Origin of the sequence: Ferroplasma sp. (assembly GCF_031200575.1) — an archaeon.
Lineage (GTDB): Archaea > Thermoplasmatota > Thermoplasmata > Thermoplasmatales > Thermoplasmataceae > Ferroplasma.
On the sequence record NZ_CP133597.1, the window covers coordinates 1707283 to 1732627 of the forward strand.

The 25345-nt window shown below is 39.2% G+C and carries 32 protein-coding genes; 17 read left to right on the plus strand and 15 right to left on the minus strand.

Annotation, left to right across the window (positions count from 1 at the left end; all coding sequences use genetic code 11):
- The first annotated feature begins 88 nt into the window (after positions 1 to 88).
- Together RE471_RS09010 and RE471_RS09015 are read left to right on the plus strand one after the other, a co-directional pair.
- A complete protein-coding gene (locus RE471_RS09010) occupies positions 89 to 820 on the plus strand; it encodes a geranylgeranylglyceryl/heptaprenylglyceryl phosphate synthase (protein ID WP_309214529.1) in 732 nt (243 codons plus the stop codon).
- Between the two features lie 72 nt (positions 821 to 892).
- Entirely contained in the window at positions 893 to 1840 is a 948-nt protein-coding gene (locus RE471_RS09015; RefSeq protein WP_309214530.1) for a YrhK family protein, read from the plus strand.
- Between the two features lie 2 nt (positions 1841 to 1842).
- Here the strand turns inward: RE471_RS09015 and RE471_RS09020 are convergent, their stop codons facing one another.
- Positions 1843 to 2160, minus strand: a complete 318-nt coding sequence (locus RE471_RS09020) for a hypothetical protein (RefSeq protein ID WP_309214531.1) — start codon at positions 2158 to 2160, stop codon at positions 1843 to 1845.
- A gap of 105 nt (positions 2161 to 2265) precedes the next feature.
- Between RE471_RS09020 and purS the strand changes: the two genes are divergently transcribed.
- The 11 genes from purS (at position 2266) to RE471_RS09075 (ending at position 10724) form a co-directional block, all read left to right on the plus strand.
- A complete protein-coding gene (gene purS / locus RE471_RS09025) occupies positions 2266 to 2508 on the plus strand; it encodes a phosphoribosylformylglycinamidine synthase subunit PurS (RefSeq protein WP_309214532.1) in 243 nt (80 codons plus the stop codon).
- 1 nt (position 2509) lies between these two features.
- Positions 2510 to 4759: a phosphoribosylformylglycinamidine synthase subunit PurL gene (gene purL, locus RE471_RS09030; RefSeq protein ID WP_309214533.1), complete on the plus strand. Its 2250-nt coding sequence runs from the start codon at positions 2510 to 2512 to the stop codon at positions 4757 to 4759.
- A gap of 551 nt (positions 4760 to 5310) precedes the next feature.
- Entirely contained in the window at positions 5311 to 5508 is a 198-nt protein-coding gene (locus RE471_RS09035) for a hypothetical protein (RefSeq protein WP_309214534.1), read from the plus strand.
- A gap of 5 nt (positions 5509 to 5513) precedes the next feature.
- The gene (locus RE471_RS09040) at positions 5514 to 5972 is read left to right on the plus strand and encodes a hypothetical protein (protein ID WP_309214535.1); all 459 of its coding nucleotides are present in this window, start codon (positions 5514 to 5516) and stop codon (positions 5970 to 5972) included.
- A 120-nt stretch (positions 5973 to 6092) separates the two neighbouring features.
- Complete coding sequence (locus RE471_RS09045; RefSeq protein ID WP_309214536.1) at positions 6093 to 6665, plus strand: hypothetical protein; 573 nt, start codon at positions 6093 to 6095, stop codon at positions 6663 to 6665.
- Positions 6666 to 6822: 157 nt separating this feature from the next.
- Positions 6823 to 7077: a hypothetical protein gene (locus RE471_RS09050; protein WP_309214537.1), complete on the plus strand. Its 255-nt coding sequence runs from the start codon at positions 6823 to 6825 to the stop codon at positions 7075 to 7077.
- Between the two features lie 35 nt (positions 7078 to 7112).
- Positions 7113 to 7631, plus strand: coding sequence for a hypothetical protein (locus RE471_RS09055; RefSeq protein ID WP_309214538.1), 519 nt, complete (start codon positions 7113 to 7115; stop codon positions 7629 to 7631).
- A gap of 92 nt (positions 7632 to 7723) precedes the next feature.
- Entirely contained in the window at positions 7724 to 9091 is a 1368-nt protein-coding gene (gene purB / locus RE471_RS09060) for an adenylosuccinate lyase (protein WP_309214539.1), read from the plus strand.
- Entirely contained in the window at positions 9084 to 9668 is a 585-nt protein-coding gene (locus RE471_RS09065; RefSeq protein ID WP_309214540.1) for a hypothetical protein, read from the plus strand. The genes purB and RE471_RS09065 overlap by 8 nt, the downstream gene beginning before the upstream one ends.
- A 41-nt stretch (positions 9669 to 9709) precedes the next feature.
- Entirely contained in the window at positions 9710 to 10366 is a 657-nt protein-coding gene (locus RE471_RS09070; RefSeq protein WP_309214541.1) for a chlorite dismutase family protein, read from the plus strand.
- Between the two features lies 1 nt (position 10367).
- Positions 10368 to 10724 carry a rhodanese-like domain-containing protein gene (locus RE471_RS09075; protein WP_309214542.1) on the plus strand — a complete coding sequence of 119 codons (357 nt, stop codon included), beginning with the start codon at positions 10368 to 10370 and terminating at the stop codon, positions 10722 to 10724.
- Positions 10725 to 10766: 42 nt separating this feature from the next.
- Here RE471_RS09075 and RE471_RS09080 read toward each other — a convergent pair whose 3' ends face one another.
- Together RE471_RS09080 and RE471_RS09085 are read right to left on the minus strand one after the other, a co-directional pair.
- Entirely contained in the window at positions 10767 to 10997 is a 231-nt protein-coding gene (locus RE471_RS09080) for a 30S ribosomal protein S17e (RefSeq protein WP_009886546.1), read from the minus strand.
- A gap of 69 nt (positions 10998 to 11066) precedes the next feature.
- Complete coding sequence (locus RE471_RS09085; protein WP_309214544.1) at positions 11067 to 11501, minus strand: universal stress protein; 435 nt, start codon at positions 11499 to 11501, stop codon at positions 11067 to 11069.
- A gap of 493 nt (positions 11502 to 11994) precedes the next feature.
- On the opposite strand from RE471_RS09085, the gene RE471_RS09090 reads away from it, so the two are divergent.
- Positions 11995 to 12594: a hypothetical protein gene (locus RE471_RS09090; RefSeq protein ID WP_309214546.1), complete on the plus strand. Its 600-nt coding sequence runs from the start codon at positions 11995 to 11997 to the stop codon at positions 12592 to 12594.
- On the opposite strand, the gene RE471_RS09095 is transcribed toward RE471_RS09090, so the two are convergent.
- The gene (locus tag RE471_RS09095; RefSeq protein ID WP_309214547.1) at positions 12595 to 14022 is read right to left on the minus strand and encodes an MFS transporter; all 1428 of its coding nucleotides are present in this window, start codon (positions 14020 to 14022) and stop codon (positions 12595 to 12597) included.
- Positions 14023 to 14270: 248 nt separating this feature from the next.
- Here RE471_RS09095 and RE471_RS09100 point away from each other — a divergent pair, with 248 nt between their 5' ends.
- The gene (locus RE471_RS09100; RefSeq protein ID WP_309214549.1) at positions 14271 to 15230 is read left to right on the plus strand and encodes a YrhK family protein; all 960 of its coding nucleotides are present in this window, start codon (positions 14271 to 14273) and stop codon (positions 15228 to 15230) included.
- Positions 15231 to 15283: 53 nt separating this feature from the next.
- Positions 15284 to 16663 carry a glutamate decarboxylase gene (locus RE471_RS09105; protein ID WP_309214550.1) on the plus strand — a complete coding sequence of 460 codons (1380 nt, stop codon included), beginning with the start codon at positions 15284 to 15286 and terminating at the stop codon, positions 16661 to 16663.
- Here RE471_RS09105 and hisIE read toward each other — a convergent pair.
- The 10 genes from hisIE to RE471_RS09155 form a co-directional block, all read right to left on the minus strand.
- Entirely contained in the window at positions 16658 to 17275 is a 618-nt protein-coding gene (gene hisIE, locus RE471_RS09110) for a bifunctional phosphoribosyl-AMP cyclohydrolase/phosphoribosyl-ATP diphosphatase HisIE (RefSeq protein ID WP_309214552.1), read from the minus strand. The genes RE471_RS09105 and hisIE overlap by 6 nt on opposite strands.
- Positions 17262 to 18014 (minus strand): imidazole glycerol phosphate synthase subunit HisF, encoded by a 753-nt coding sequence (gene hisF, locus RE471_RS09115; protein ID WP_309214553.1) that lies wholly within the window; start codon positions 18012 to 18014, stop codon positions 17262 to 17264. The genes hisIE and hisF overlap by 14 nt, the downstream gene beginning before the upstream one ends.
- The gene (locus RE471_RS09120; RefSeq protein ID WP_309214554.1) at positions 17996 to 18685 is read right to left on the minus strand and encodes a HisA/HisF-related TIM barrel protein; all 690 of its coding nucleotides are present in this window, start codon (positions 18683 to 18685) and stop codon (positions 17996 to 17998) included. The genes hisF and RE471_RS09120 overlap by 19 nt, the downstream gene beginning before the upstream one ends.
- Entirely contained in the window at positions 18682 to 19251 is a 570-nt protein-coding gene (gene hisH, locus RE471_RS09125; protein ID WP_309214555.1) for an imidazole glycerol phosphate synthase subunit HisH, read from the minus strand. Before hisH ends, RE471_RS09120 begins: the two co-directional genes overlap by 4 nt.
- Complete coding sequence (hisB, locus tag RE471_RS09130) at positions 19248 to 19778, minus strand: imidazoleglycerol-phosphate dehydratase HisB (protein ID WP_309214556.1); 531 nt, start codon at positions 19776 to 19778, stop codon at positions 19248 to 19250. The genes hisH and hisB overlap by 4 nt, the downstream gene beginning before the upstream one ends.
- Complete coding sequence (gene hisD, locus RE471_RS09135; protein WP_309214557.1) at positions 19775 to 20902, minus strand: histidinol dehydrogenase; 1128 nt, start codon at positions 20900 to 20902, stop codon at positions 19775 to 19777. The genes hisB and hisD overlap by 4 nt, the downstream gene beginning before the upstream one ends.
- Positions 20859 to 21497, minus strand: a complete 639-nt coding sequence (hisG, locus tag RE471_RS09140) for an ATP phosphoribosyltransferase (RefSeq protein ID WP_309214558.1) — start codon at positions 21495 to 21497, stop codon at positions 20859 to 20861. Before hisG ends, hisD begins: the two co-directional genes overlap by 44 nt.
- The gene (locus tag RE471_RS09145) at positions 21494 to 22261 is read right to left on the minus strand and encodes an ATP phosphoribosyltransferase regulatory subunit (RefSeq protein ID WP_309214559.1); all 768 of its coding nucleotides are present in this window, start codon (positions 22259 to 22261) and stop codon (positions 21494 to 21496) included. The genes hisG and RE471_RS09145 overlap by 4 nt, the downstream gene beginning before the upstream one ends.
- Entirely contained in the window at positions 22233 to 22397 is a 165-nt protein-coding gene (locus tag RE471_RS09150; RefSeq protein ID WP_309214560.1) for a hypothetical protein, read from the minus strand. Before RE471_RS09150 ends, RE471_RS09145 begins: the two co-directional genes overlap by 29 nt.
- Positions 22398 to 22774: 377 nt before the next feature.
- The gene (locus RE471_RS09155) at positions 22775 to 23815 is read right to left on the minus strand and encodes an SIS domain-containing protein (protein WP_309214561.1); all 1041 of its coding nucleotides are present in this window, start codon (positions 23813 to 23815) and stop codon (positions 22775 to 22777) included.
- A gap of 111 nt (positions 23816 to 23926) precedes the next feature.
- Here RE471_RS09155 and RE471_RS09160 point away from each other — a divergent pair, with 111 nt between their 5' ends.
- On the plus strand, positions 23927 to 24838 hold the full coding sequence (locus RE471_RS09160; RefSeq protein WP_309214562.1) for an alpha/beta hydrolase: 912 nt from the start codon (positions 23927 to 23929) through the stop codon (positions 24836 to 24838).
- On the opposite strand, the gene RE471_RS09165 is transcribed toward RE471_RS09160, so the two are convergent.
- Positions 24833 to 25300, minus strand: coding sequence for an AAA-associated domain-containing protein (locus RE471_RS09165; protein WP_298277549.1), 468 nt, complete (start codon positions 25298 to 25300; stop codon positions 24833 to 24835). The two genes, RE471_RS09160 and RE471_RS09165, sit on opposite strands and share 6 nt — an antisense overlap.
- Positions 25301 to 25345: the final 45 nt, after the last annotated feature.

Genomic DNA, 25345 nt, shown 5'->3' on the forward strand with positions numbered 1-25345 from the left:
GTTTTGAACGTTAAAAAAATATTTAGATGAGTTTATATGTAAGTTTACTATAGCAATACCTGTAACTGATAAATTAAGGTGAATAATAGTGAATGTTTACAGGAATATCATGTCAATCCTGAAATACAAAAAAGTGCATATGACGCTGATAGACCCGGCAGCACAATCCCCTGAAAAATCAGGAGACCTGGCGGAGAAAGCAGACAGGGCTGGCACCGATTTCTTTCTTATAGGAGGTTCAACAGACATAAATTCACATTTAATGGATATAACCATTGAGAAAATAAGGGCAAAAACAGAGAAGCAGATTATTATTTTCCCCGGATCAAGGACCATGATCAGCAGGTATGCTGATGCAATATACTACATGATGCTGATGAATTCAACCAATATTGACTACATAGTAGGCCATCAGATAGGATCAGCATCGGTCCTGAAAAAACTGGGAATAGAGACAATCCCCATGGGGTATCTGGTATTTGAGCCGGGCATGACAGTTGGCAGGGTTGGAAATGCAAAGCTCATAGGCAGGGAGGATGAGAACACTGCACTTTCCTATGCTGTTGCTGCTGAATTTTTTGGTTTTAAATTGCTTTACCTGGAAGCAGGGTCAGGGGCTCCAGAACCTGTTGGATGTAATGTCATAACCAGAATAAAGGAGGCTGTAAACATCCCGGTTATAGTAGGCGGAGGCATAAGGGATTACGAAAAGGCCAGGTCTGTGCTGGATGCAGGTGCAGACATAATTGTTACAGGCACAGTTGTTGAAAAACATGAAAATCCGTATAGTGCCCTGAAGGATATTATCAATGCAATATAGATTTTTTATTTTATAAGATTGCCATCTGCCATTTCTACCTAAATTATATTAGGGTGCAGAAAATGCTGAATAATGGATAATGAACTTGCCAGGCCACTGTATTTTCTTTATGCCATTCAGAGAAGCCCCTATGGATTCAATTTAAAGTGGAAAAACATAAAGCCCCTGGTATCCTACATGTTCGGGGATGATATCTACAAAAAACTCCTGGATGACAGGATAATAAGCACATATTCTGATGAAAACATTCTGGAGATCATAAATGTGCCTGATGTGAGGTACAATATAAGTGATTCAGACAAGGAAGCACTTTTCAATAAATTTATAGGATATGCTGTTAAGAACCGCCTAATTGAAGGCATACTTAAGGTTATGTACCTTGACAGGAAGATTGCACAGTTCATAATGGACATATTGAGTCAGGATGCAGAAAAAACTGAGGATGATTTCACCCTCTACGCAGATTTCCCTATTATAAACTCCCCTGACTTTTATTACTCAAACGCTTTTGCTGACTACTGCAAACCATACATAGAGAACTTTAAATTGGATATGGATAGAATCAGGCCATATATAGGAAAGGAATGGTTTACCCACCTGATAATCATACTGCGGGATGGATCATTCAACAGCAGTTTCTCAAAGGCCATGGAAAATAATGAAGAGTCCTTCATATCAGGACTGAAAGAAATAGTGGAAAATGATTACCTTTCCCAGATCATAGTAAACCTGGATTCTTTTTTGAACAACAGGGATGTTAACAATTCTCTTCTTAATTACGCTTCGAAATCGGTGAGGGAGAAAAAGGTCAGGCGGTTCTATGACTGGCTTTCAATTGCAAACGATATAATGGTTGGTCTCGAATTCGTAATAGGAAGTATATTTTTCCTTCCCAGTGAGTCAAAGTACGCCACTCTTGGGGTGTACCTCTTCATTGTTGGCAGTACCCAGCTGCTTATAAGACCCATGATAAACATAGCAAGAAGGGTACACATACTGATACTCCACAGGGAGAAATGAAACTATTTCTTTATGAGTATCCTGAGCCTGGCTATGGCCTGTGATGCTTCATCCGGCTTCAGCTCATTTATATTTTTCCCGGTAAAGAGTGATATTGCTGTTCTGGTAAGTATAATAGTTTCCACTCCCGTTCCAAGTGCTGCCACTATAAGCACTGTAAATCCCGTAATGAAAATATGGAGATGCCTGTCCGCATACCCTGTGTTAAGGGTAAAATATGTAAAGATAAAGAATCCTACTATAAATGCCAGTGAAAGCGAGAACGAAACAAGCCTTATACGGAAAAGTCTAACTGCCTCCCTTCTGTCCAGTCTGGCCATGAAGGTTAAAGATGATATGAAATATTAAATTTTGTGCAGGCTTTGCCCCAAGATATTTTGTGAGGATAAACAATAAATTTAATTTCATAATTAAAATACAGTTTTATGAGGATCAAGGTTCAGATCAGATACCTTCCAAATGTAGAGGACCCGGAGGCTTTGAGCATTAAGAGAAATCTCGAGCTCACTGGTTACAGGGGCATAAAGAATGTTTATTCATATAAAACCTATGAATTTGAAACCACGCTGGATAAAAAGGATAGCATGGATGAAATAAGGGAAATTACAGAGAAACTGCTTACAAATCCTGTGATACAGGAATATAAGATAGAGGAAATAAGTGAATAAAATGTACAGTATTATTGACGGTACACCGGAAAAACTTAAGGATATGGCCTCCAGCCTGGGATTAACCTACGATGAAATGGTTATGCTGAGAAATTATTTTACAGGCCTTGGCAGAAATCCTACAGACATAGAGATTCAGGCAATAGCACAGGGATGGAGCGAGCATTCATGCTATAAATCATCTAAACTTTACCTGAAAAAATATCTTTCCGGGCTGAAAAGCGATTATACCATACTAACCATGGAGGATGATGCAGGTGTCATATCCTTTGACGATGAAAATGCATATGTGGTTAAGATGGAGAGCCATAACCACCCAAGTGCCATTGAGCCGTACGGTGGTGCTGCAACAGGAGTTGGGGGCATAATAAGAGATGTACTGTGCATGGGTGCACAGCCTGTGGCACTTGTAGATTCCCTCTATTTCGGCAACCCCGATAACAGGAAAGGGCAGCTTACTGAACGTTTTATAATCAACCGTGTTGTAGCCGGCATCAGGGATTATGGAAACAGGGTTGGGATACCCACGGTTGCAGGTTCTGTGAACTTCAACAGCATATATAACGGCGTTCCGCTGGTGAACGCAGGATGTGTAGGCATTGTAAGGAAAGACCATGTTGTCAGGAGCAGGATAGGCATTGAAGGAGACTTCCTTATTGTTTGCGGTGGCAGGACCGGGAGGGATGGGATACATGGTGTCAATTTTGCATCTAAAATACTAAATGCCGGTGACGAATCAAATAGAAACGCAGTGCAGCTGGGGAATCCGATCATAAAGGAGCCACTTATACATGCAATACTGGAGGCTAACGATGCAGGAATTATAGACGGAATGAAGGACCTCGGCGGTGGTGGCTTATCCAGTGCTGTAAGTGAGATGCTTTTTGCAGGTGGAATGTCTGGCATTATAGAACTGGATAGGGTACTTCTTAAGGATACCAACATGGAGCCATGGGAGATATGGGTAAGTGAATCGCAGGAGAGGATGTTCCTTGCAATAAACCCCTCAAGGCTGAAGGAACTTGACATTATATTCAACAAATGGGGAATAGAGTACTCCATAATAGGCAAAACAGTGAAAAGCCCTAACCTTGTAATAAAATACAGGAATGAAAAAATACTTGACATGGAGCTTTCTTTCCTCACTGGCGGCCCTGTTTATGCCAGAAATTTCAAAAAACCTGAGGTAGAGAAAAAAAACGTAATGGATAGGGAGCCCGATAATTACAGGAAATTTATCCTGGATTTCCTTTCAAAGCCGAATATATGTGCCAGATTCAACATAGTCAGGCAGTATGACTTTACTGTCAGGGGGTCTACTATTGTTAAACCCTTTACTGGCATGCCTAACAGTGAGACGCATTCCGATGCCACAATAATCAAGCCACTGGAAAGCTCCTACCAGGGACTGTGCATAACATCAGGGTCTAAACCTGAAATGGTGGGTATAGACGCATACAACGGAACAATGCACACACTTTTCGAGGGTTATAAAAATATACTGAGCAGCGGCGGAATTCCACATTCTATTGTTGATGCACTGAATTTCGGGAATCCTGAAAATCCTGAGACAATGTACAGATTTATGGAGACTCTCAGGGCAATATCAGACTTTTGCAGGGCCACAGGGATTCCACTTGTTTCAGGCAATGTCAGTTTTTACAATGAGGCGGAAAAGGAAATACTTCCCACGCCGAATATGCTATTACTTGGTAAAATAAAGGATATCAGGGATTCTAAAACCGTGGAAATTAAAGGGGAAGGAAATCCACTATATCTTGCAGGTACAGTTATACCGGACCTTGCCGGAAGCCAGTATTCAAATGAAATGGGTACAGTACATACCATGCTTCCTGAAGCGAATATAAAGGAGCTAATGGCATTGCGTGATAGTGTGATTAAATCAATGGGTTATATAAAATCGATGCATGATATATCTGGAGGTGGGTTAATAGTTGCATTGCTGGAAATGGCATTCGGAAGTAGATTCGGCATTGATGTTGATATTACCGAAATGCCGGGAAGGACCAATGAAAAACTATTTTCAGAACTGGGCACAGGAATGCTGATTGAGGTGGCCTCAGAACAGGAGGAAAAATTCCTGAAGTCTTTCTCTGGAATACAATTAAGAAAGATAGGCAGGACTTCAAAAAATGGAATAAAATTGAAAGAAAAGGGCAGATATATACTTTCAGAGGAGATTGAAACACTGAGGAGGTTATGGGAAACCGGGCTGGATAAATATTTGTGATTGTATTAAGCGATTTATAATAATAAATAATTTTCTTTAACGGGTATTGTTACATTGTACATAGAAATTTCACAATTTTAGCTTGTATAAATAGGTAGAAAATAATGTTATTTTTGAAAACCATCATAACAAAGGTTGTGTACTATATTATGTGTAAATATAAATCCCCTGTTAATAATGAAATGATCATTAAATAACAGGTAGAAATACCTCTTTTGAACAACAAGGAGGTAATAAAATATGTAATATTGGTTATAGATACTTTAAACTTATACTAAGATAAAAGAAAAGGAGTTGCCAATGATAGATAAGTGTAACAGTAAAATGTTTAAATTTAGCAAGAAAGAAAAGGTAATGACCAAATTCAATTAGTATAAGAATGAGTGGAATGGCAGGTATCCCAATGAAATATACAATACTGAGAGAAAGATGATTAGTGCAATACTTATCAACATAATTAACCGGTAAAATATTCACTAATATTGTTACCGAAATATATATAGTCATGCAATGATTTCATTATAAATAAAAAGGCAATTTTAGGGATAGTTATGTCAGCAATATTTATAGCACCAGGATTTAATATTACTGTTAACGGTTCAGGCAGCAGTAGTCAGGTAGTTAGAAGTCCATCATATGCTGCAACTGTAAATATTACTGAATACGTGTTTGATGTTAATCCTAGGGAAAGGTATTTTATAATTCAATGTATAAAAATTATTTTCAGAATCATCAGAAAAATTGTATAAGTAAGATGATAAATGCAGTTAATGCGACAACGTTGTTCCTTAATACTATACTTGCGGTAACAGTTATATCAATACCCAACCTGTCATGGTTATTTTCAACAACACAGGAGACTGCCGCAAATAAAATAAGTAATGGCTATGAAATAACAGTAAATGCAGGAAGAGTAACAAGCGCTAAAGCCCGGGTATACCGGCCATCAATCTCTTATGGTTACTGGACATTTTTATGGGGATTCATACTGGAATATCACCTAAAAAATGTCCATGAATTTGGAAGCTGCTTTGATCAATACTTTGAACAAAATGAGGGTGGCACTATTAAAAATCCCCCTTACAATTGGATACAGTATTCCAGTACATTCAAAATTACAGATAGTGACCTAAAGCTGACAGAATTTGAAAATGGTAAGTACGAAATTCAAATAAGTGAGGCGTTTGAGCTTGGGCAATATAAAGTATACTAGAAAGAGCAATGAATATATTACATCTATTTCCTCAATTTCCTTATGTTTCCCCAACTTAAATAAAGAAATAATTTAATATTCCAGATGATAGTGTATAATCTATAAACTGGAGGTGGTTGCTTGATTGATAAAAAAACAAAAAAATTTATGAAAATATTAACGGTATTGATCATAATAAGTATTACTATAACCTATATAGGATATAATTTAAGCACAGAACCAAGTAATATAAAGACGGTTAATTCTAATAATATACCCAAAATTATGGAGGTAGATCAATACATAATGGGTAAATTCTATGATAATATTACGCAGCACGGTATCAAATCTGAATTCCTTATAATAGCACATATCCCAAGCAGGTACTATCACCCTAAAGTTCAGATATTCCTCACAATCTCGACTTATAAAATTGGGCAAAAGTTGAATTTTCCTGTAAGTGATACATCAATTGTTATTAACAATATAAATATGCACATAAATAATAATAAAACCAGTTACATAAGCTCCACACATATTTGCAATTATTCCATACAGCAACCTATTGGCTTCAATTTGCCCAGGTATGGAAATAATAGCATAAACTTAAGCTTCAGCATAACACCCGTTTATGAAATAAATTTCGTACATTACAGTGGTAAGGCAAAACAAGTTGATTTTAGATTCAATCTCACAGGTATGAGAACCACGTGAAAATAATTGTCGCCCTGAGAAATCTGTAATGCCTATTATGTGCTTGGTTTCTGCATTTGATGCACATGCCCATGACCATAAAGTATGAAAGTGAATGTTGTATGGTGTAGCATCAGCATCCATGGAAATTTATAATACTATTAGTCGATACTGGATTATGTCTGATTATATACATAAATTAAAATTCATGGAGGAAAAAAACCTGACTCTGGAAATAAGCTACAGGCTCAATTATGAGGATAAGGCATGTGGCTCAATAAGGATATTCGCCGGTGAGATTGATCCGGAAAAGGATAATTATGAACTCTACATGGAGCTCCTTGAATGCGGCCTCACAGAGGATGAAGTGAATAAACGGGTGGAGAAGATGGAGGAGGAAATCAATCAGAATAAAATAGACCTGTCGCTCTAACAAAAGACTAAATAACAATCTTAAATGTGAAATAAATGGTAAGCAGGAAAGTCCTGGTGGGAATTGTTCTAATAATAGCTGGAATAGCACTGGTAATACCAGGAGTTGTGGTTATTACTTCAGAGCCATCTGGAAATACTGTAATACATTACTCAGGAGATATTTATACATCGCCTGAATTCAATTTTACAGAAAACAAAATTCTCATAATGGTTTCTTCTGATACATCCTCAGCAGGGCTGGTCAACTGTACAGCTTTCAAAGCCGACGCCGGTAAATTTAACTCTTCCAGTATTCATAATTACACTGTATCGCCCGCAAGGCAGATTGATGGAGAACCCATGTATGAAAACCTTAATGGATCCTACAGGTATGTAGTGGTTTCTGGCAGCAGGCCCACATTAGACTACAATTTTATTTCGCATTCAGAAATCAGAAATGTTACAGATGCCAGCTATATAGCTGCGGCCGGAGCACTTCTTACAGGTGCAGGCATTATAATTACAATGGTTACAATCCTTTTTGGAAAAATAAATTCCCGGAAGCCTAGATGAATTCATTATTTATCTAATGATATGGCACATGTATATTCTACCAGATCGCCATGGCAACAAAAAAAACTTTAAACTAAATGTAATAGTCTTACATGATAGTTTCACCACTGGATTACAGATATGGCAGGGAAGAAGTAAAATCCATATTTTCAGAGAAAACAAGATTAAATATAATGCTTAACGTGGAGAGCGCCATTGCACAGGCAGAATCATATTATGGGCTTATACCTGAGAAGGCGTATCTTGATATTAAAAAAGTGGTGGACTCCAATGAAGTGCAGCTTTCAAGGGTTAAGGAAATTGAGAGTTCCATAAACCACGATGTGATGTCCATAGTTGAGGCGCTCACAGAAAAATGCAAAGAGGGGAGGAATTATGTCCACTTCGGTGTTACATCAAATGACATAAATGACTCTGCTTCAGCAGTACAGATAAAGAGAGCAATAAATATCATTGTATCAGACCTGGTAGGCCTCAACAGGGCCCTGATAAAAATAATAAGGGAGAACATGGAAACAATTATGGTTGGAAGAACACACGGACAGCATGCGTCACCCATAACACTGGGATTGAAGTTTTCGGTTTATCTTGCCGAGGTCAACAGGCATCTTGAACGCATAATGGAGGCCAGAAGGCGAATAATTGCCGGAAAAATTCTTGGCCCGGTGGGTACAGGCGCTGCGCTGGGGCCCATGGCACTTAAAATACAGGAAAAAGCATGCGATATACTGGGAATCACCCATGAAACTGCATCAACCCAGATAGTAGGCAGGGATAGGTACATAGAATATTTATCAATAATCAACAATATATCAGTGTCAATGGAGAAATTTGCAACTGAGGTTAGGAACCTGCAGAGACCGGAGATATATGAACTCTCAGAGTATTTTGATAGTGAAAAGCAGGTAGGTTCAAGTTCCATGCCATCAAAGCGTAATCCGGTAGTGTCAGAGAACGTTGTGAGCCTTTCAAGATTGACCAGGTCCTTTATAATACCTGAATATGAAGCCGGTGTGCAGTGGCACGAAAGGGACCTTACAAACAGTGCCCTTGAAAGGTTTACCATTCCATATGCTTCCATACTTTTAGACGACATAATAACCAAAATGACAGGAGTATTTTCACACCTGTTTATTAATAAAGAAGAGATGAGGAAAAGAGCATATGAAGACCAGTTCATAATGTCAGAAAGCATAACCGTGGCACTGACCAGGAAAGGCATGCCAAGGCAGGAGTCCCATGAATTTGTAAGGCGATCATCCATGCTTGCCTACGAAAATAAATTAACATTCAAAGAGGCGCTGTTGAAAAATGGCATACTCCGGTTTCTTTCAGAAAAAGATCTGGAAGATGCCATGGACCCGAAGGGATTTACCGGCAGTTCTCGGCAAATCTGTGAAGATGCAATAAAAAATTCAGAAAATTTTGAAAAATTTCTATTAGGTGAAATATATGATTGAAAATTTTGAGGAAACACAGAAATACAAACTTATACTGAACGAAATCAACGGAGAGGAAAAATCAATAACCGGCATACAAAAGTCCCTGGAGGAGAAAGGGATAAATATGCACAGGCTCGTGCTCACCGGATATCTCAATGCCATGGTAGAACTTGGCATTTTGAAGGAGAAGGAGATTAAGCCGGCAAGGATATTTTCTGCAGCAGGGCAGAACAAGCACGATATATACAGCGTCGTTGGATCCAGCATGAGGAAATTTGATGAAGAAAATGCTGGATATAATGCACTTCAGGTGCTTTACTATCTATTCGAAAGGCCGATTTTTACAAGAGAACTTGAAAGATGCAGCGTTAATATCCCCACTAAAAATACCAGAACAATAAATTCCCAGTACAGGAATGATTATGTGAAGAAGCTTGGGGAAGCCGATATTAAAATACCTGTAAGCAGTGTTCTCCTGGAGCCAGTAGACTTCGACAAGACAGGCATCACCAAACTCCTCAATTATATACTGGCCAGTGAGTATGACCTGAGAAAATATATGGTCGTAAATACTAATCAGAAAACACTTGATTAATAAAAGTTATATCCAGTGAACTGATTATTAAGCCGGTATCAATGACAATATATACATATGTTCTGGCATATAAGCTGAACGGCAGATTCTGGTCACTTCCCATGGAGGAAAGGGCGAATATCAACGGCAATATAATAGATTTTATAAAGGGGTATAAAAAAAACCTCATCAGCATAAAGTACTACAAATCCATAAGGCATGACAACGATGTATTATTCTGGGCTGCCTCAGAGGAGCCAATTAAACTGGAAAAATTAAAGGAAGGGCTGAACTCTGCTTTCGGGATTTATGGGAAAACAGAATATAGCATGTTTTCTCTTTACGAGCACTCACCATATACAAATGCCAGCAAGAGCCTGGAGGATACGCTTAAAACCGAACCGAAAAAATATTTTGTTGCATATCCCATGAGCAAGGATCGCGAATGGTATCTCATAAATTATGAGGAAAGAAAAAAGATACTTGCAGGGCATATAGGCACAGCAAGAAGTGATAAGGAAAGCCCGGGAATAATATCCTATACAACATATTCCTTCGGTTTGGGGGACCAGGAATTTGTGGTGCTCTACGAGCTTGATGACCTGAGTGCATGGTCCCACGTTACAGAAAAATTGAGAGAGGTCATGGCAAGGAAATGGATAATTAATGAAGCACCAATATTTGTAGGCATATACAATGGAGATGAACTGGTGATTTAAGATGGGGATAAAAGACTATTTTAGGGGTGCTGATTATTTTAACCAGCCGGACGAATTGAAAAATCTTTCGCCTGAACAGTTGCTGGAATTGAAGGAGAAGTATTCAGTGGTGGATGTGCGTACCGGGTTTGAATACAGGCATGGCCATATTAAGGGGGCAGTGCATTACAAACTTGGCAATGAAGATGAAATAGAGAAGAAATTCCCCAGGGAGGAACCGATTATACTTGTATGCAAGACAGGCCATAGAAGCCGTGCTGCGGCCAACAGGCTTGTCAGGAAAGGATATACAAAGCTATACCATCTTGAAGGCGGCATGAATAAATGGAGGGCAGAAAAGCTTCCAGAAGAAAAATAATTTCTAAGTTTATAATAATTTATTGTATGCAAAAATATTTATTTATGCAAGCCCGAGCTGTTCAAGTTCGTTCTTTTCCTTGGATTTTTTCTTCAGTATATACCTTGTTATATAACCTGCTATGGCATTTGCAGTTTTCTTGGTCACAGTCTTCTCTATGAAACTGTGCAGGATTTCCTTATTATGGTTAAAGTCCTCATTAAACAGATCTTTATTATTATCAACTAATTCTTCTGATATTCTTTTTATATTTGACGGTCTTATGCTTCCCATTGGCACATTATTTTATAAGGATATATAAAGAATTTCATTTTTCGTGGTTTATAAAAATTTAACGTACCTTTATTTAGGTGGTACAACAGTTACAGGTATTTCAGCATGTGCTATAATTCCAGAGCTCACAGAACCCAGGAGGAGCTTGCTGAATCCATGCAGTTTCCTTGTTCCTGTGACGATCAGATCTACTCCCTTCTCTGTGGCTGTTTCAAGTATTATTTTCGGGATCTCCTCTCCGTTGGAGCTACCCTTGATTAATTCATATTTTACGTCCTCCTTTTCCAAGACTTTCTTGGCCTTTTCAAGGATTTCGTTGGCTGTTTTGTCCTGGCCTTCATACACGGATTGCGGTATATAGGAATCAAAGCTGGCACTTATACCAACTATGGTTGGAATAACGTATAATACATAATACTCATCACAATTGCATTTTAGTTCGAGAGCATATTTTAGAGCCTCTTTTGCACCCTCTGATCCATCGTATGAAACCAAAATTTTCATAATAAATGATACAAAAGGATTATATAAATTTATTTAAATCTAGTATTACTTCAGATAGTTTTTGCAATGCCAGGTATCCAGTTGCCTGCGGCCATACTATAACTGAATTTAAAAGATAAACCGCATTGCCATTAAATTCCAAAATACCCATGGATTTCAATTAATATGCTTCTATTTCTTTATAATAATAACCATGTTATAAAATAGGTATTTATATTAAAAAATAATACCAAACATACATTTACACTTGAGGTGACATAGTGAAACGAAGTTCAAGAGACTGGAAGAAAAGAGGAAACATGCGCTGGAAATGGAGAAAGAAAAAGATAAGAAGATTAAAGAGAGCAAGAAGGGCAAGCAAGCAGTAAGGCCATAGTTAAATCTATGGCTGACTTTCACATCTTGATTTTTACAGTTTTTGTCAGATAATATTGAATTTTGGGTTTTATACCTGGAAAGTTTTAATAAAGACTATTGATACACAGATCGTATAATGACGAAGAAACGACCGACTGAAAATGCATCTGCCCTTCTGAAATCAAATATTGCACAGGCAATAAAAACGTTATATATAAACAGAAAGGTAATATATTACAGGGCAAACAGGGACTATCCCAAACTCAGCGGGGCATATTCAATTTTCGTTGAAAACATTAATAATTTAGTTGGAAGTGGCGCCCTGATAACTGTAAAATTCAACAGTGGATTTATTTACAAGAAACTTGATAGGGAACTGGCCGATGCCATTATAGGATTTCTGGATTTTTTATTGATTATACCACCTGACCGTTATTCTATTATGAAAAGCCGGGACACAGCCATAATCAATGAGATTACAGTGCCAAAACTGTCCAGAATATTGAAGACCATCCTGCAATTCAAATTTCCCGGATACTGGGTTGACAAACAGCCAGAATATGAGTGCATTGCAGTGGCCATACTGGATATTATCAGGGAAACAACAGAGAATATTGAAGTTTCAAATTCCATAGATAATATAAAAAACAGGTCCCGTGATATTGAAAAAACTAACTGTATAAACAGTTATAAAAATAAAATTAATAAATGGATATCAATGGGATTTATTATATAACTAATCCTTTTTCACCTCTGGCATTACCAGCCTGGGCATTCCATGAACGTGTTTGTAGGAAGCCACTGCAATTTCCTCAAGGGTCAATCCCTTGGTTTCTGGTGTGAAGAATATTGTAAACACGAATGCCAGTACCATTAAAGCCAGGAGTATGAAGAAGAACGAGGGTTTTCCTATTGTGTCACTTATAAATGGGAACAGGAATGCAGAGAGGAAGGATGCAATCCTTGTTATTCCAGTGGCCCCTCCCATGGATGAAGACCTCAATTTTGTTGGAAGAAGCTCAATAGCGTAAAGCCCCATTGTATCTCCAGGACCGAGATTTCCTATTCCATAATCTATTACAAAGGCAGCTATCCCAACAACAATTGCTACGCTGGCAACAGCACTGGATGCCAGGAAAAACATTGCCATGGCAATACCCATGCCGCCGAAACCTATAATCTGAAGTGGCCTCCTTCCCATACGGTCATTCAGCATAACCGCCCCGAATGCGCCCAGAAACCCTACAGGCATATAGAATATCAGGGAGAATAATAGGGATGTGCTACCCTTAACTCCAAGGCTTGTAAGTATTAAAGGAGAATAAAGGCCGATTCCATATCCTGCAAGATCATAGAGTATCCACTGGAACCATATAATTGCTGTACGCTTTCCGTATTCTCCCTTGAATAGGGCAGTAAAGGACCCGGCGGCTATTGTCTCCTCCTTCTCCCGTTCTGCGATTATTGCTTTTATATCCTCCTTTGTTATGCCTATCTTCTCTGCCACTGTATTGAGGTTTTTTTCTGATATTTTAGACTTTCCTGGTTCTATAATATCCCACCTTACAGATTCAGGCATCCTTGTCCTGAGAATAACGGTGACAATGGCAGGTATAGCACCTATTGCCAGTGTCCATCTCCAGCCTGTCAGCGGATTTATCAGATAGAACAGGTACCCGATCCCAAATGCAACTCCAGCCCCTATGCTCCAGAATGTCCATACCCAGCCATACCCTGCACCTCTCTTTTTATCAGGATACATTTCGGTTGTGTATACAGGGCTCAAGGCATAGTCAGCACCCACGCCCCATCCAACAAAGAACCGGAATATTATCATCTCATAAATATTAGTAGACACAGCCGAAAGTATTGCAAATACTGCGAAGAAGATAAGATCGAATATATACAGGTATCTTCTCCCAATATTATCAGCAAAATGCCCGAATAGGACTGCGCCAACAAATGCACCCAGAAGGGCAGATCCGGTCACAAAAGATTCAGTAAAGGCATTATACTGAAATATTTTATAGGTTACCAGAACCAGTGTGAATACAGATATCACACTCAGATCATAGCCATCCAGAAAATATCCCATGGCAGAGAGTGTTGTAATTACAGATCTGCCTGGAATTTTCATCTGATTCTCAGAATTATTACTATTCATTTAAGTTTCATAAAACTGTACTATTTAAAAATTGTGCACATGCCATATGTGAGAACTGCTGTCAGTGGGCATTTTCTGTATTATGAAAAAATATAAACATTGCGCACGTATTTTATATAGTTACCATGCTTACTTTTATCATGCATAATCAGGGCTTTACAAATGCAGCAATTTGGATACTGTATAAATGCCTGAGTCCCCTGTAATATTCCGTAAAAAGTATTTTAAACCTGTATTGATAATCCATGATGCCAGATTCTGATAATTTAAGTTTTCCGGTTTATTTTCTCCACATGCTGCAGGACAACAGGATAGGCATTCAGTTCAAATGGAAGGAAATAAAAGGCCTGCTTACAGGGATATTCGGTGATAAAATTTGCCAGAAATTGATTGAAAATGAAATTGTTGAAACCTGTTCTGATAACGAATTTCTAGAAATTACCAATCTGAATGATATAAGTTTTAGCCTTTCAAGATACGATAGGGAAATACTATATGGAAGTGTTGTAAATATTCTGAAACGGGACTTATTTTCCATGGGAATTATGGAGACAGTTTACGCATCCCGGAAAACCGGCATATTGATTATGGAATCCATAAATTTTAATATAACTGTAAACAGATTTGAAGATAGGTATATAAACCTGAGAATAACCATGGCAATGCTGCTATCAGCCGAATTTTATTATTCAGAAACACTGAAAAATATTTGCAAATCCACACTGGATGCTTATTCAATCCCCATGGACAGTTACCGGATAGACCTCCAGAAAGACTGGTTTATTAGAATAGTTATGCTGGCAAGGCTCAATGAAAACAATAATGTTATTTATCAGGGACCGCTGGAAACAGGTGATCCTGATTATCTGAATTTACTGGAGGAATCAATAAAGTCCGGTAAGATTCAGTATATGATGCTTCATATGAACGAGTTTCTGCATGACAAAATGGTAAACAATGCCATAGCCAGTTATGAATACAGAAAAGTTCGCAGGCAGAGAATAAAAAAACTGTATGATTGGGCCGCCATAGCCAATGATATGGCCATAGGATCTGAGTTCCTGTCAGGAAGCATACTGTTCATAAGCCATAACACCTACATGCTGGGCGTTTATCTGTTCATAGTGGCGAGTATACAGCTTCTCATAAAGCCAGGAATACAGATTTCCAGAAAATTACAGCTATTCAAATTAACACATACAAAATAATAGCGCCAGAGGAAGTTGAATAGACTATTTATAGTATACCCCGATCCATTTATATGGTAACTGAAAAAATGAACCCAGATAGGAAGGTTTATGGAACATACAGCAACAGGGACTTTAACAGGCCAATTCCAGAATTTGAATTCCCTGAGGAGGGAATGGCTGCCAGGGCCGCATATGAAATGATACATGAAGAGCTAAATCTTGATGGGATTCCTGAGCTAAATCTTGCCACTTTTGTTACCACTTATATGGAACCGGAGGCAAGGGCACTATTCATGGAAAATGCACACAAAAATTTTATTGACAGCTTTGAGTATCCGCAGATAAAAAAAGAGGAAATTAGAATTGTAAATATACTCTCACGGCTCTATAACGCACCTGAAAACACAGAATTTACAGGAGCTTCTACTATTGGATCCTCTGAATCAATCATGCTTGCCCTCCTGGCCCATAAATGGAACTGGAGGGAAAAAATGAAAAAGCAGAAAAAGGATGTATCAAGGCCAAACATAGTATTCGGTGCCGACACGCACGTGGTCTGGGACAAATTTGCAAAGTACTTTGATGTGGAGCCCCGTGTTGTTCCACTTGACTCTAAGACACTGGTTGCAGACCCTGAGAGGCTGGTTTCCATGGTTGATGAAAATACTATTGCGGTAGGCGCCGTTATGGGAACAACGTTTACAGGTGCCTTTGACGATGTCGGGAAAATCAATGCGTTGCTTGAAAAACTGAAAGAGGAGAAGGGCATAGATGTTCCTGTACACGTGGATGCCGCCTCTGCAGGATTTATTACGCCATTTATTGAACCTGATCTGAAATGGGATTTCAGGCTGAGCCATGTTAAATCCATAAATGTATCAGGCCACAAATTTGGCCTGGTCTACCCCGGAATAGGATGGCTTCTGTTCAAGGATAAATCTGATCTGCCTGATGACCTCGTTTTTTATGTGAACTATCTTGGAAATGATATGCCCACTTACACGCTGAATTTCTCTAAAAGTTCATCAAATATTGCGCCGCAGTACTACAACATTATAAGGCTTGGGAAGTCAGGGTACAGGCGCATAGCTGAAAATATGATGTCAAATGCAAGATACCTTGGTGAGAATCTGGGGAAAATTAAAAATTTAGAGGTTATAAGCAATGCAGATCACATACCGGTGGTTACATTCAAGCAGAAAAGTCGGGATACGTACGATCTGTTTGAACTGTCCTCTGCAATCAGGAGCTATGGATGGATAGTTCCTGCATATGCCCTTCCTGCAGATGCTTCTGAAACAGTTCTCATGAGAGTGGTTGTCAGGGAAAGCTTCAGCAGGGATATGGCAGACCTATTCCTTGATAGCCTGAAGAAGGCCATGGATTCATTATCTGGAAAGCACGTCAAAAAATCAGGAGTATCCCCTAGAAAGGGACACCCCGTATCATAAACTTTTTTTATTTCTTCTTGAAAGTTCCTTCATGATATCAGAAAATTTTATTCCTTCATATGCAAGATATACAGCAAGATGGTACATCAGGTCGGCAGTTTCATAAATTATCCTCTCCTTTCCCTGTGCCAGCACAGTTTCCACCGCTTCCTCACCGACCTTTTTCCTTATGTTCTCACCGCCAGAGTTAAAAAGTTCGGTTGTGTATGAATTGGATCTTGGATGGGTCTTTGTCTGGTTTACAAGTTCCTCCAGGTCCAGGAGAACCTCCATGGAGTAGTCAATATTTTTTCCCTGTTCAATGGTGCCGATTTTCCTAAAACAGCTTCTGGTTCCAAGATGGCATGCATTTCCCTTCTGATCTACCCTGAAGAGAAGTGAGTCGCTGTCACAGTCAACCATAACATCGTGAATTTTCTGGATATTTCCGCTCACTTCTCCCTTCATTCTTATTCTTCCCTTGCTCCTGGAATAATAATGCATTAATCCTGTTTCAATGCTTTTTTGATATGCTTCCCTGTTCATATATCCCAATGTCAAGACTTCTCCCGTACTGTAATCCTGCACAATCACAGGGATTACCCCATCAAAATTAAAATTATAATCTAACATTTATACCATGCTCACGTAAATATTTCTTTATATCCATCGCACTGTACATTCCTCTGTGGAATATTGAGGCTGCCAGCGCGCCATCAGCCCCAGCATTGAATGCACCAAGGAAATCCTCTGGGCCCCCGGCGCCACCCGATGCTATTACGGGTATGTCCACATTTGCAGCCATATCCCTTATCAGGTTAGTATCAAATCCGCTCATTGTGCCATCTGTGTTAATAGATGTAACAAGCAATTCACCTGCACCCAGCGATGCCACAGTTTTTCCCCATTCAAGGGCATTCATTCCCGTGTCTTTAGAACCGCCATTTATAAATACACTGTACTTTCCATTCCTGTACATGGCATCTATTGCTATTACAGTATTGGCTGACCCTATGCGATCAGAGATATTACCTATGATCTCAGGATGCTTCACAGCGTAAGTATTTATGAAAATCTTATCTGCACCGTTTCTGATAATTGATATCATGTCATCCAGGTCTGATAAACCACCCCCAACAGTGAAGGGTATGCTTATCTCAGAAGCCACACTTTTTACAAGATCAGATAAAATTTTCCTTCTGTCATTGGTTGCCATTATATCAAGGAACACGATTTCATCCATGCCCTCATATACGTATCGTTTTGCCAGTTCAACAGGATCTCCAGAATCCCGAATGTTCTGAAAATTTACTCCCTTTACAACCCTTCCATTAGCTATGTCAAGTGCAGCAATTATTCTTTTTGCAAGCATATTAATTCCTCAACATCTATGTCCCCTCTATAGAGGGCCTTGCCTATAATTACGCCATCGAATCCGGCCTTCTCGATCCGGTATATGTCATGGATAGAACCCACACCCCCGGCATATATAAAATAACCAGAATCCCAGAACCTCTGTATATTGCTGATGCTCCCTGTTCCGTCCCTATCAATGGATGTAAATATGAAGCGATCTGCCAATCCGCTAACCTCCGAGTAGAAATCCCTGTAATCTATGGTGGTTACCCTGTTCCATCCACCGTATTTGATTAGGCCGTTATACGCGTCGATGCTTACAGTGATATTTTTGAATTTTGATGCTATGTCTTCCAGAAATTTTCTATCAAGTGCTGCACTTCCTATAATTACACTGTCGAGACCAGCAGAATATCCGGTTTTTATTGATTCCTGAGTTCTGAATCCACCACCTGCCTGTATGAAGGACGGCACTGATGCCCTTATTCCACTGATCGCATTCATATTTACAGGTACCCCGGTAAATGCACCTTCAAGGTCTATTATATGGAGTTTGCCTGAAATTTTCGAGAATTTTTCTGCAAATGGAAGGGGGTTTCCATACTCTTCTCTTGTGGATATGTCACCCCGGATAAGAGACACTGCCTGTCCCCTGTAAATGTCTATGGCAGGGTATATGTCTATCATGAAATCACCCTGAAGTTTTTTAGAAGTCTGATTCCTGTATCGCCTGACTTTTCCGGGTGGAACTGGACCCCTATTATATTTTCATATGCTATTCCTGAAGTGAAATATCCCATATAATCAGTTTCCATTGCCCGGTACTCTATATCAGGCACATAGTAGGAATGCATAAAATAAAAGAATGAATTGTCAGGTATTCCCTGCATTATTGGAAGATGGATTATATTTCTCACCTGGTTCCATCCCATATGTGTGGTTTTAATCCCTGAAAATTTCCTGACCCTGCCGGGAATGATTCCAAAACCTTTTCCGGGGCCTTCCTCACTGGAATCGAATAAGATTTCCAGGCCGAGGCATATTCCCAGATATGGTATTCCCGATATAATCCTGTCAATCAGTGTATCCCTAAGGGGGTCTATGGTTTCCACCACATACTGGAATGATCCAACACCGGGAAATATGATCTTCTCAGCACGTTCAATATCATATTGATTCGATGTAATTTTCCCGCCAGTAACCCTTTCTATTGTGGAAAGGTTTCCTGTTCCGGTATCTATAATGGCAATCATATTGTCCCCTTTGTGCTTTTTAAATACTGATTTTCCTGAATGGCAATTCCCATTGCCGTCCCCAGTGATTTAAAGATATTTTCGGTAATATGATGGGCATTTTTTCCGTACATCATGACAACGTGGAGGGTCAGTGGCACTGTTCTTGCAAGTGCCCAAAGGAATTCATATACAAGACCTATTTCAAAGCCCTCTGAATCTGTGAAATTTACATCGAAGTTTATATAAGCCCTTGAAATATCCAGTGAAACCATTACAAGAGATTCATCCATGGGCATTGTTGCGTTTCCAAATCTCCTGATGTGCTTTTTGCCTGTATATGATGATATTTCCTGTGCCACTGTTATTCCCAGGTCCTCCCATAAATGGTGCCTGAGATCGTATTTGCATTTTATTGTTACAGTTTTCTCCATGTAAAAGAATAATGTTTTCATCATATGGTCAAGAATGGGATCTCCGGTTTCTATAGTTGTTTTCCCTGATCCCATAGAAACTTCTATTTCTGTTTCATTGGTAATCCTGATCATGACCTCACCTCCATGGATTTTCTGTGCAGTGGCATGTTTTCTATATTTGCCAGTGCAATGCCCAGTTCCCGATCGCCCATGAAATCATATCTGGAAACATCTGCAAAGGAGGTTTTCTTCATGAAATCGTCTACAGTCAGCACCGATGAAAAGCGTGCCGTCCCACCGGTTGGAAGAAGATGGTTGACTCCAAGGAAATAATCACCGGCAGGTACAGGTGTGTATTCGCCAGCATACACTGCCCCTGCATTTTTTATTCTGCTGAATATCTCCATTGGGCTCGAAGCAAGTATTTCCAGGTGTTCCGGGGCTATCTCATTTGCCTTTGATATGGCCTCCTCCATATTTCTGCAAACAATGATATCAACCCTGCTATTGCCTATATTATCCGGCACGTTTCCTGTGGTCAGAAGCCATGCCTTGGAACTCAGCCCGTGTTCAAGCTGGGAATCCAGGTCTGCCCTGATATAGTCATTGTTCGAATTTTCATCCGTTATAACCATTATTTCAGAAGGGCCGTATAGCCCGTCTATTCCGGTTATGCCGAAAACCTGCCTCTTTGCCTCGTTAACATAGGAATTTCCGGGCCCAAATATTTTGTCCACCTGCCTCATCCCGGTACCGAAGGCCATGGCGCCTATGGCCTGGATTCCGCCTATTTTGTACACCTCTTTTATTCCCAGCATCTCTGCAATATATAAGGTGTATGGATTGACCTTTCCGTTGTCCATTGGTGCTGTTGTTATAATTATATCACTGACACCTGCTATCTTTGCTGGTGCTCCAATCATCATTACTGTCGAGGGGAGCGGTTTTTTCCCAGGTATGTACATGCCTATGCGTTCCAGTGGGGTATACCTTATGCCGTAGATAGACCCGTTAAAGATGCGCATGCGGTCCCTGTTGAGCTGTATCTCGTGATTATCTGCTATACGTTTATACGCCCTCTTGATTACCTCTTTTTCGTAATCCGGCACTGAATCCACTGCTTCCCTGAATTCTTCCTCAGATACCTTTATATCGCCACCATACCCGTCAAATTTCGCGGAATATTCCATAACAGCATCTATCCCGCGTTTTTTAATATCTTCCAGTATATTTCTCACATAATTTTCTATTTCCATCTGCCTCACCTGCTATTTCTACAAATTTGTTTATCTCATCATATTTAGTTTTCTGGGAAACCCTGTTGACAACCAAAGTGGCCTGTATATCCATTATTTTTTTTATTTCAACAAGGTGATTTTTCTTCATTGTCTCCCCTGTCTGGACAATATCCACTATTGCATCAGCTATCCCGGTTTCCGGTGCCAGCTCCAGGGACCCGTTCAGCCCGATTACATTTGCACGTATTCCTTCTGAATTAAGGTATTTTTCAGTTATAACGGGATGTTTTGTTGCAATGTCCATGCCTTCTAAATCATCTATGCTCAGGCCATCTGGTGCAAGTATGCTCAATCTGCATATGCCGAAATTTAAAGGCAGGGGAGCAAATAGATCGACACCGCTCTCTATCAGAGAATCTGTCCCGCAAATTCCAATATCCCCGGCATATTCTGTGTAAACTGGCACATCCCTTGCCCTTGGGAGTATTATTTCATCACCGTTTTTTCTGAATATCAGCTTTCTTTCATCGTCTATGTCAATGTCCACCCCTGCTGCCTTTAAAAGCTTGATTGAATTATTCATCAAACGCCCTCTTGGTATCACAAATTTCATTTTTCCGCCTCCATATTTTCGTTATACATTCTGTATATTGACATTAGATCCATGGTAAATCCACAGGCATTAATGCCATGAATACTGTAATTTCCCCCACCGCCAATAAATTCATTGCCATTATATATCTCAAATACGGGGCCGTTGTAGTAATCAGGCTGCCTCACTGTCCCCAGGTCTATAATAACCCTTGAATCATTTACAGCTGCTAAAATTGCATCCAGTGTTTCTATCCTGCTACTTCTTGTCCTTGTCCCCATAATTTTAATAATTTCAGATCTGTCATCACTGTTAATTTTGTTTAAAGCCTGAAAATCCCTGCTTCTTAGTGCCTTTTTTATTTCAGCCCACTGACTGCTGGATTTGTATTTATCAAAAATACCAGAAATGCCCATATCAATGCTGTAGCTACTCAGACCAAGCCCGTCCAGTATTTTTATGGCAGTTTTTAAAATTTTTATGGTTATATCAGTAGGGTCTCCACCTATTATCTCACCGCCCGTTTTCAGTGATTCTGCAAGATTCCTGTCACTCTGCACTGAAACATAGAATATGTTTGAACCTGGCGGGAACTGTTTTTCCATAAGCCTGAGGGTAATGTCTGGCTCCAGGACGAAGACCTCGTTGCGGTAAATAAATCTAAATCCTGCAATATTATTGGACCTGATGTACGAAGCTGGAAAAACTTCATAGAATGCAGAATCATAGAATGATTCACGAACCCTGCGGGCTATTTCACCTAGCTTTCTGTCCAGGATTTTCAATGTTACCACGGGTGAATAGGAAACTTGATAGCATATCGTTTTTAATGCCTGTCCTCCCGTGATGATGTATATGCCTAACATTAACAGTAAAAACTGAAAAGCTGGCGTTAGGTTTTATATACATCTCTGTTTCCATAAGTTTGGAATAATAATACAATATATAACTATTGCCGGTAAAATTTACTGTGATAATATTAATTTTGATATTATCATTTTCAATGCCATCAGAAGTTTTGAGGTTTCATTTATGCTATTTTTATATTGAATTATACAAATAACTAATAAATTTCATTGATAAAATGTATAGATAATGCAGGTAGTGTCACTCAGGTGAATATGAACCAGAGCATTTCCAAATGAGTGAGAATTCCCTTATAAAATGGTAATTTTTAGTATAATTGTGGCAATATTAGTGTCCTCCATGGCCGTATATTTCTATCCACATAATTTGCGATATTATGATAGTGAAAAAATTTTAGAGGAAAAATATTATGCCTGGATGTAAAGGATGAATTAATGTGCCCCTGGAGGAAAAACTACATCATCAAACTTTCTGTAATTTTCCTCATCAAATCTCAACAGATCAGGGTTGGTGTCATTTTCGACAGCAAGATAATATGCCAGATAGTATAGTGGAACTACATTCAGCAGGGCGTTGAGATATTCGTCTCCTAAATCGTTAACATCAACGTGGTAATCACCCTCACCGTTAACTGTAAATGTTTTTGTGCCCACAACCCTGCATGCCTTTACTATATCCATTGAACGGCTTTCCACTGTTCTAGAGTTGATTATTACAACCAGTGAATTTTCATCTATAAGTGATGTGCAGCCATGAATGAACTCTTCAAGTTCTATCCCCTCTGCATGTATGTGGGTTGCCTCCTTTATCTTCTGTGCAGCTTCCCTTGCAACTGGCTCCTCGGGCCCGGCACCAAGTACAAATATTCTATTTATGTGAGCAAGATCATGTGCGATCTTCTTTACACTTGAATCCATTGATACAATAAGATCCTTTAGGGAATTTACTACAGCATTCATATCAACAGGCAGATGTGAGTACTTAACCCCTATATACATGGCCGCCAGGGCGTTGTCAAAAAATGATTTAGTATTGCAGAGTGATTTATCATCTGAATCAATAACAATGCTTTTATCTGAAATATATTCCATAGGTGTTCCATGATAATGTGTTATGCCAACTATATATGCAAATTTTTTCTGGTACACAAGTGAGTCTATAGTTGATTTCGTTTTTCCACTGTTCGAGATGCCTACAACTGTGCCATGCACCGGCATATAATAATTTAATAATTCAAATGACTGAACAAATGAATGTTTCAAATTGGTTTTGTAAAGAAATCCAGACCCTATCTGTGCTGCGTGGTATGCAGTACCATTGCCTGTGAACAGCAGTGGCTGATTCAAAAGAAAGGAGTAATCAATATTCTCCATGGTTTTCTTTGTTATGTCCAGAGATGCGGGTGTTTCCCTCATCATATCGTACATAAAATATGGGTGCTTTGTTCTCTTTTCAGGTACTGTATCTGTCATGTATGATTAATGCTAACAGGCATATAGTTATTTTTGTATAATTAGTCTATAAATTGATGTTTAAATATAACCAGTTCACAAGGTTAAAATATTATTGTATACTAAATATATATGGTGGACCCAGATTTTAAAACGTTGATTGAGATGTCCAGAAATGCAGGGGACATGACAGAAATGGAACCTGCAACGCTGAGGAATTTTTTAAATGAAACATCCATAAACTCGCAGGGCAAAAAAATAGATGTCAAAGAGATCAGGGATTACAGAATAGAGCTTAAAGAAAGGACTTTAAAGGCAAGGATGTATAGCAATGTAAGGTCAGAATCCGCACTGGTATATTACCATGGTGGTGGCTTCCTATTTGGTGATATAGAGACATATGATAATTTCTGCAGATTCCTAGCATATGAGTCAGGAGTAAAAATCATATCTGTAGAGTACAGACTTGCACCTGAAAATAAATTTCCAGATGCCATTAACGATGCTTATGATTCATTCCATTATATATGTGAAAACAAGGATAAATTTGGCATTACTGGCAAACTCGGTGTGGGAGGTGACAGTGCAGGGGCGAATCTCTCCGCGGCACTTTGCCTTAAATCCAGGGACATGAAAACAGATATGCCAGCTGCCCAGATACTGTTTTATCCAAGCCTTGCACCGGATAATTTTTCCCGATCTTTTATGGAATACGGCAACGACTATGTACTTACTGAAAAGATGATAAGGTATTTCGGATATCTCTATTCAAGAAGTATGGAAGACCTGATTAATCCCTATTTTTCACCGCTGGTAGCGGATGACCTTACCGGGCTTCCACCTGCCATAGTGATATCCAACGAATATGACCCCTTAAGGGACCCCGAAGAGAGCTATGTGAAAAAATTGAGGCAGGCTGGTATAAGCGCCCTTGGAATAAGGGGCATTGGCATGATTCATGGATCTGCCACAGATTTCGAGATTTCTGAGGGAGCGAGAATGCTTGTAAAGATGGTAGCCAGGGTTATACCTGACTATCTATGAAACGACCTCAAAACCGTCATCGGTTTTCTTCAAAAATCTTGAATATATTCCCCATTCGATCAGTATAACCTCCAGGTCATGAGGGCCGTCAGGGTTATTGAATGTGGGGACATCATTTTCTTTTAATTTATCTATTATGTCTTCAAGGGTGAATGAACCTAATGAGAGGGCAGTCTTAAATGGCTCTATATTCTTTAATGAATCGCGTATAATTTGTTTTCTCTGGTTCATGCCTGATTTTATGTATTCTATCCCTTTCTGGGCCATGCTTATATCCCCTGACTCTGTGTTTACAAGCCCGAGATTCGTGGCTGTATAAACTATTGGCATCAAATCGTCAAGATCCACTTCCATTTCCTTTTCCAGCTGGTAAAGGTCAGTCTTTCCATCAAATATATTGTTAAGTACGTAGAGGAGTCCCAGAAGATCGGCTATTCTGGCGTCAGGGTCTATTACATCCATGATAAAGTATATACATACTGTATTAATAATATTAATGTTATTTTA

Excerpts from the sequence above, each read along its gene's own strand:
- RE471_RS09015 (WP_309214530.1), top strand. The coding sequence starts at position 893 with ATGGATAATGAACTTGCCAGGCCACTGTATTTTCTTTATGCCATTCAG.
- RE471_RS09020 (WP_309214531.1), bottom strand. The coding sequence starts at position 2,160 with ATGGCCAGACTGGACAGAAGGGAGGCAGTTAGACTTTTCCGTATAAGG.
- purS (WP_309214532.1), top strand. The coding sequence starts at position 2,266 with ATGAGGATCAAGGTTCAGATCAGATACCTTCCAAATGTAGAGGACCCG.
- purL (WP_309214533.1), top strand. The coding sequence starts at position 2,510 with ATGTACAGTATTATTGACGGTACACCGGAAAAACTTAAGGATATGGCC.
- RE471_RS09035 (WP_309214534.1), top strand. The coding sequence starts at position 5,311 with ATGTCAGCAATATTTATAGCACCAGGATTTAATATTACTGTTAACGGT.
- RE471_RS09040 (WP_309214535.1), top strand. The coding sequence starts at position 5,514 with ATGATAAATGCAGTTAATGCGACAACGTTGTTCCTTAATACTATACTT.
- RE471_RS09050 (WP_309214537.1), top strand. The coding sequence starts at position 6,823 with ATGTCTGATTATATACATAAATTAAAATTCATGGAGGAAAAAAACCTG.
- RE471_RS09055 (WP_309214538.1), top strand. The coding sequence starts at position 7,113 with ATGGTAAGCAGGAAAGTCCTGGTGGGAATTGTTCTAATAATAGCTGGA.
- purB (WP_309214539.1), top strand. The coding sequence starts at position 7,724 with ATGATAGTTTCACCACTGGATTACAGATATGGCAGGGAAGAAGTAAAA.
- RE471_RS09065 (WP_309214540.1), top strand. The coding sequence starts at position 9,084 with ATGATTGAAAATTTTGAGGAAACACAGAAATACAAACTTATACTGAAC.
- RE471_RS09070 (WP_309214541.1), top strand. The coding sequence starts at position 9,710 with ATGACAATATATACATATGTTCTGGCATATAAGCTGAACGGCAGATTC.
- RE471_RS09075 (WP_309214542.1), top strand. The coding sequence starts at position 10,368 with ATGGGGATAAAAGACTATTTTAGGGGTGCTGATTATTTTAACCAGCCG.
- RE471_RS09080 (WP_009886546.1), bottom strand. The coding sequence starts at position 10,997 with ATGGGAAGCATAAGACCGTCAAATATAAAAAGAATATCAGAAGAATTA.
- RE471_RS09085 (WP_309214544.1), bottom strand. The coding sequence starts at position 11,501 with ATGAAAATTTTGGTTTCATACGATGGATCAGAGGGTGCAAAAGAGGCT.
- RE471_RS09090 (WP_309214546.1), top strand. The coding sequence starts at position 11,995 with ATGACGAAGAAACGACCGACTGAAAATGCATCTGCCCTTCTGAAATCA.
- RE471_RS09095 (WP_309214547.1), bottom strand. The coding sequence starts at position 14,022 with ATGAATAGTAATAATTCTGAGAATCAGATGAAAATTCCAGGCAGATCT.
- RE471_RS09100 (WP_309214549.1), top strand. The coding sequence starts at position 14,271 with ATGCCAGATTCTGATAATTTAAGTTTTCCGGTTTATTTTCTCCACATG.
- RE471_RS09105 (WP_309214550.1), top strand. The coding sequence starts at position 15,284 with ATGGTAACTGAAAAAATGAACCCAGATAGGAAGGTTTATGGAACATAC.
- hisIE (WP_309214552.1), bottom strand. The coding sequence starts at position 17,275 with ATGTTAGATTATAATTTTAATTTTGATGGGGTAATCCCTGTGATTGTG.
- hisF (WP_309214553.1), bottom strand. The coding sequence starts at position 18,014 with ATGCTTGCAAAAAGAATAATTGCTGCACTTGACATAGCTAATGGAAGG.
- RE471_RS09120 (WP_309214554.1), bottom strand. The coding sequence starts at position 18,685 with ATGATAGACATATACCCTGCCATAGACATTTACAGGGGACAGGCAGTG.
- hisH (WP_309214555.1), bottom strand. The coding sequence starts at position 19,251 with ATGATTGCCATTATAGATACCGGAACAGGAAACCTTTCCACAATAGAA.
- hisB (WP_309214556.1), bottom strand. The coding sequence starts at position 19,778 with ATGATCAGGATTACCAATGAAACAGAAATAGAAGTTTCTATGGGATCA.
- hisD (WP_309214557.1), bottom strand. The coding sequence starts at position 20,902 with ATGGAAATAGAAAATTATGTGAGAAATATACTGGAAGATATTAAAAAA.
- hisG (WP_309214558.1), bottom strand. The coding sequence starts at position 21,497 with ATGAAATTTGTGATACCAAGAGGGCGTTTGATGAATAATTCAATCAAG.
- RE471_RS09150 (WP_309214560.1), bottom strand. The coding sequence starts at position 22,397 with ATGGAAACAGAGATGTATATAAAACCTAACGCCAGCTTTTCAGTTTTT.
- RE471_RS09155 (WP_309214561.1), bottom strand. The coding sequence starts at position 23,815 with ATGACAGATACAGTACCTGAAAAGAGAACAAAGCACCCATATTTTATG.
- RE471_RS09160 (WP_309214562.1), top strand. The coding sequence starts at position 23,927 with ATGGTGGACCCAGATTTTAAAACGTTGATTGAGATGTCCAGAAATGCA.
- RE471_RS09165 (WP_298277549.1), bottom strand. The coding sequence starts at position 25,300 with ATGGATGTAATAGACCCTGACGCCAGAATAGCCGATCTTCTGGGACTC.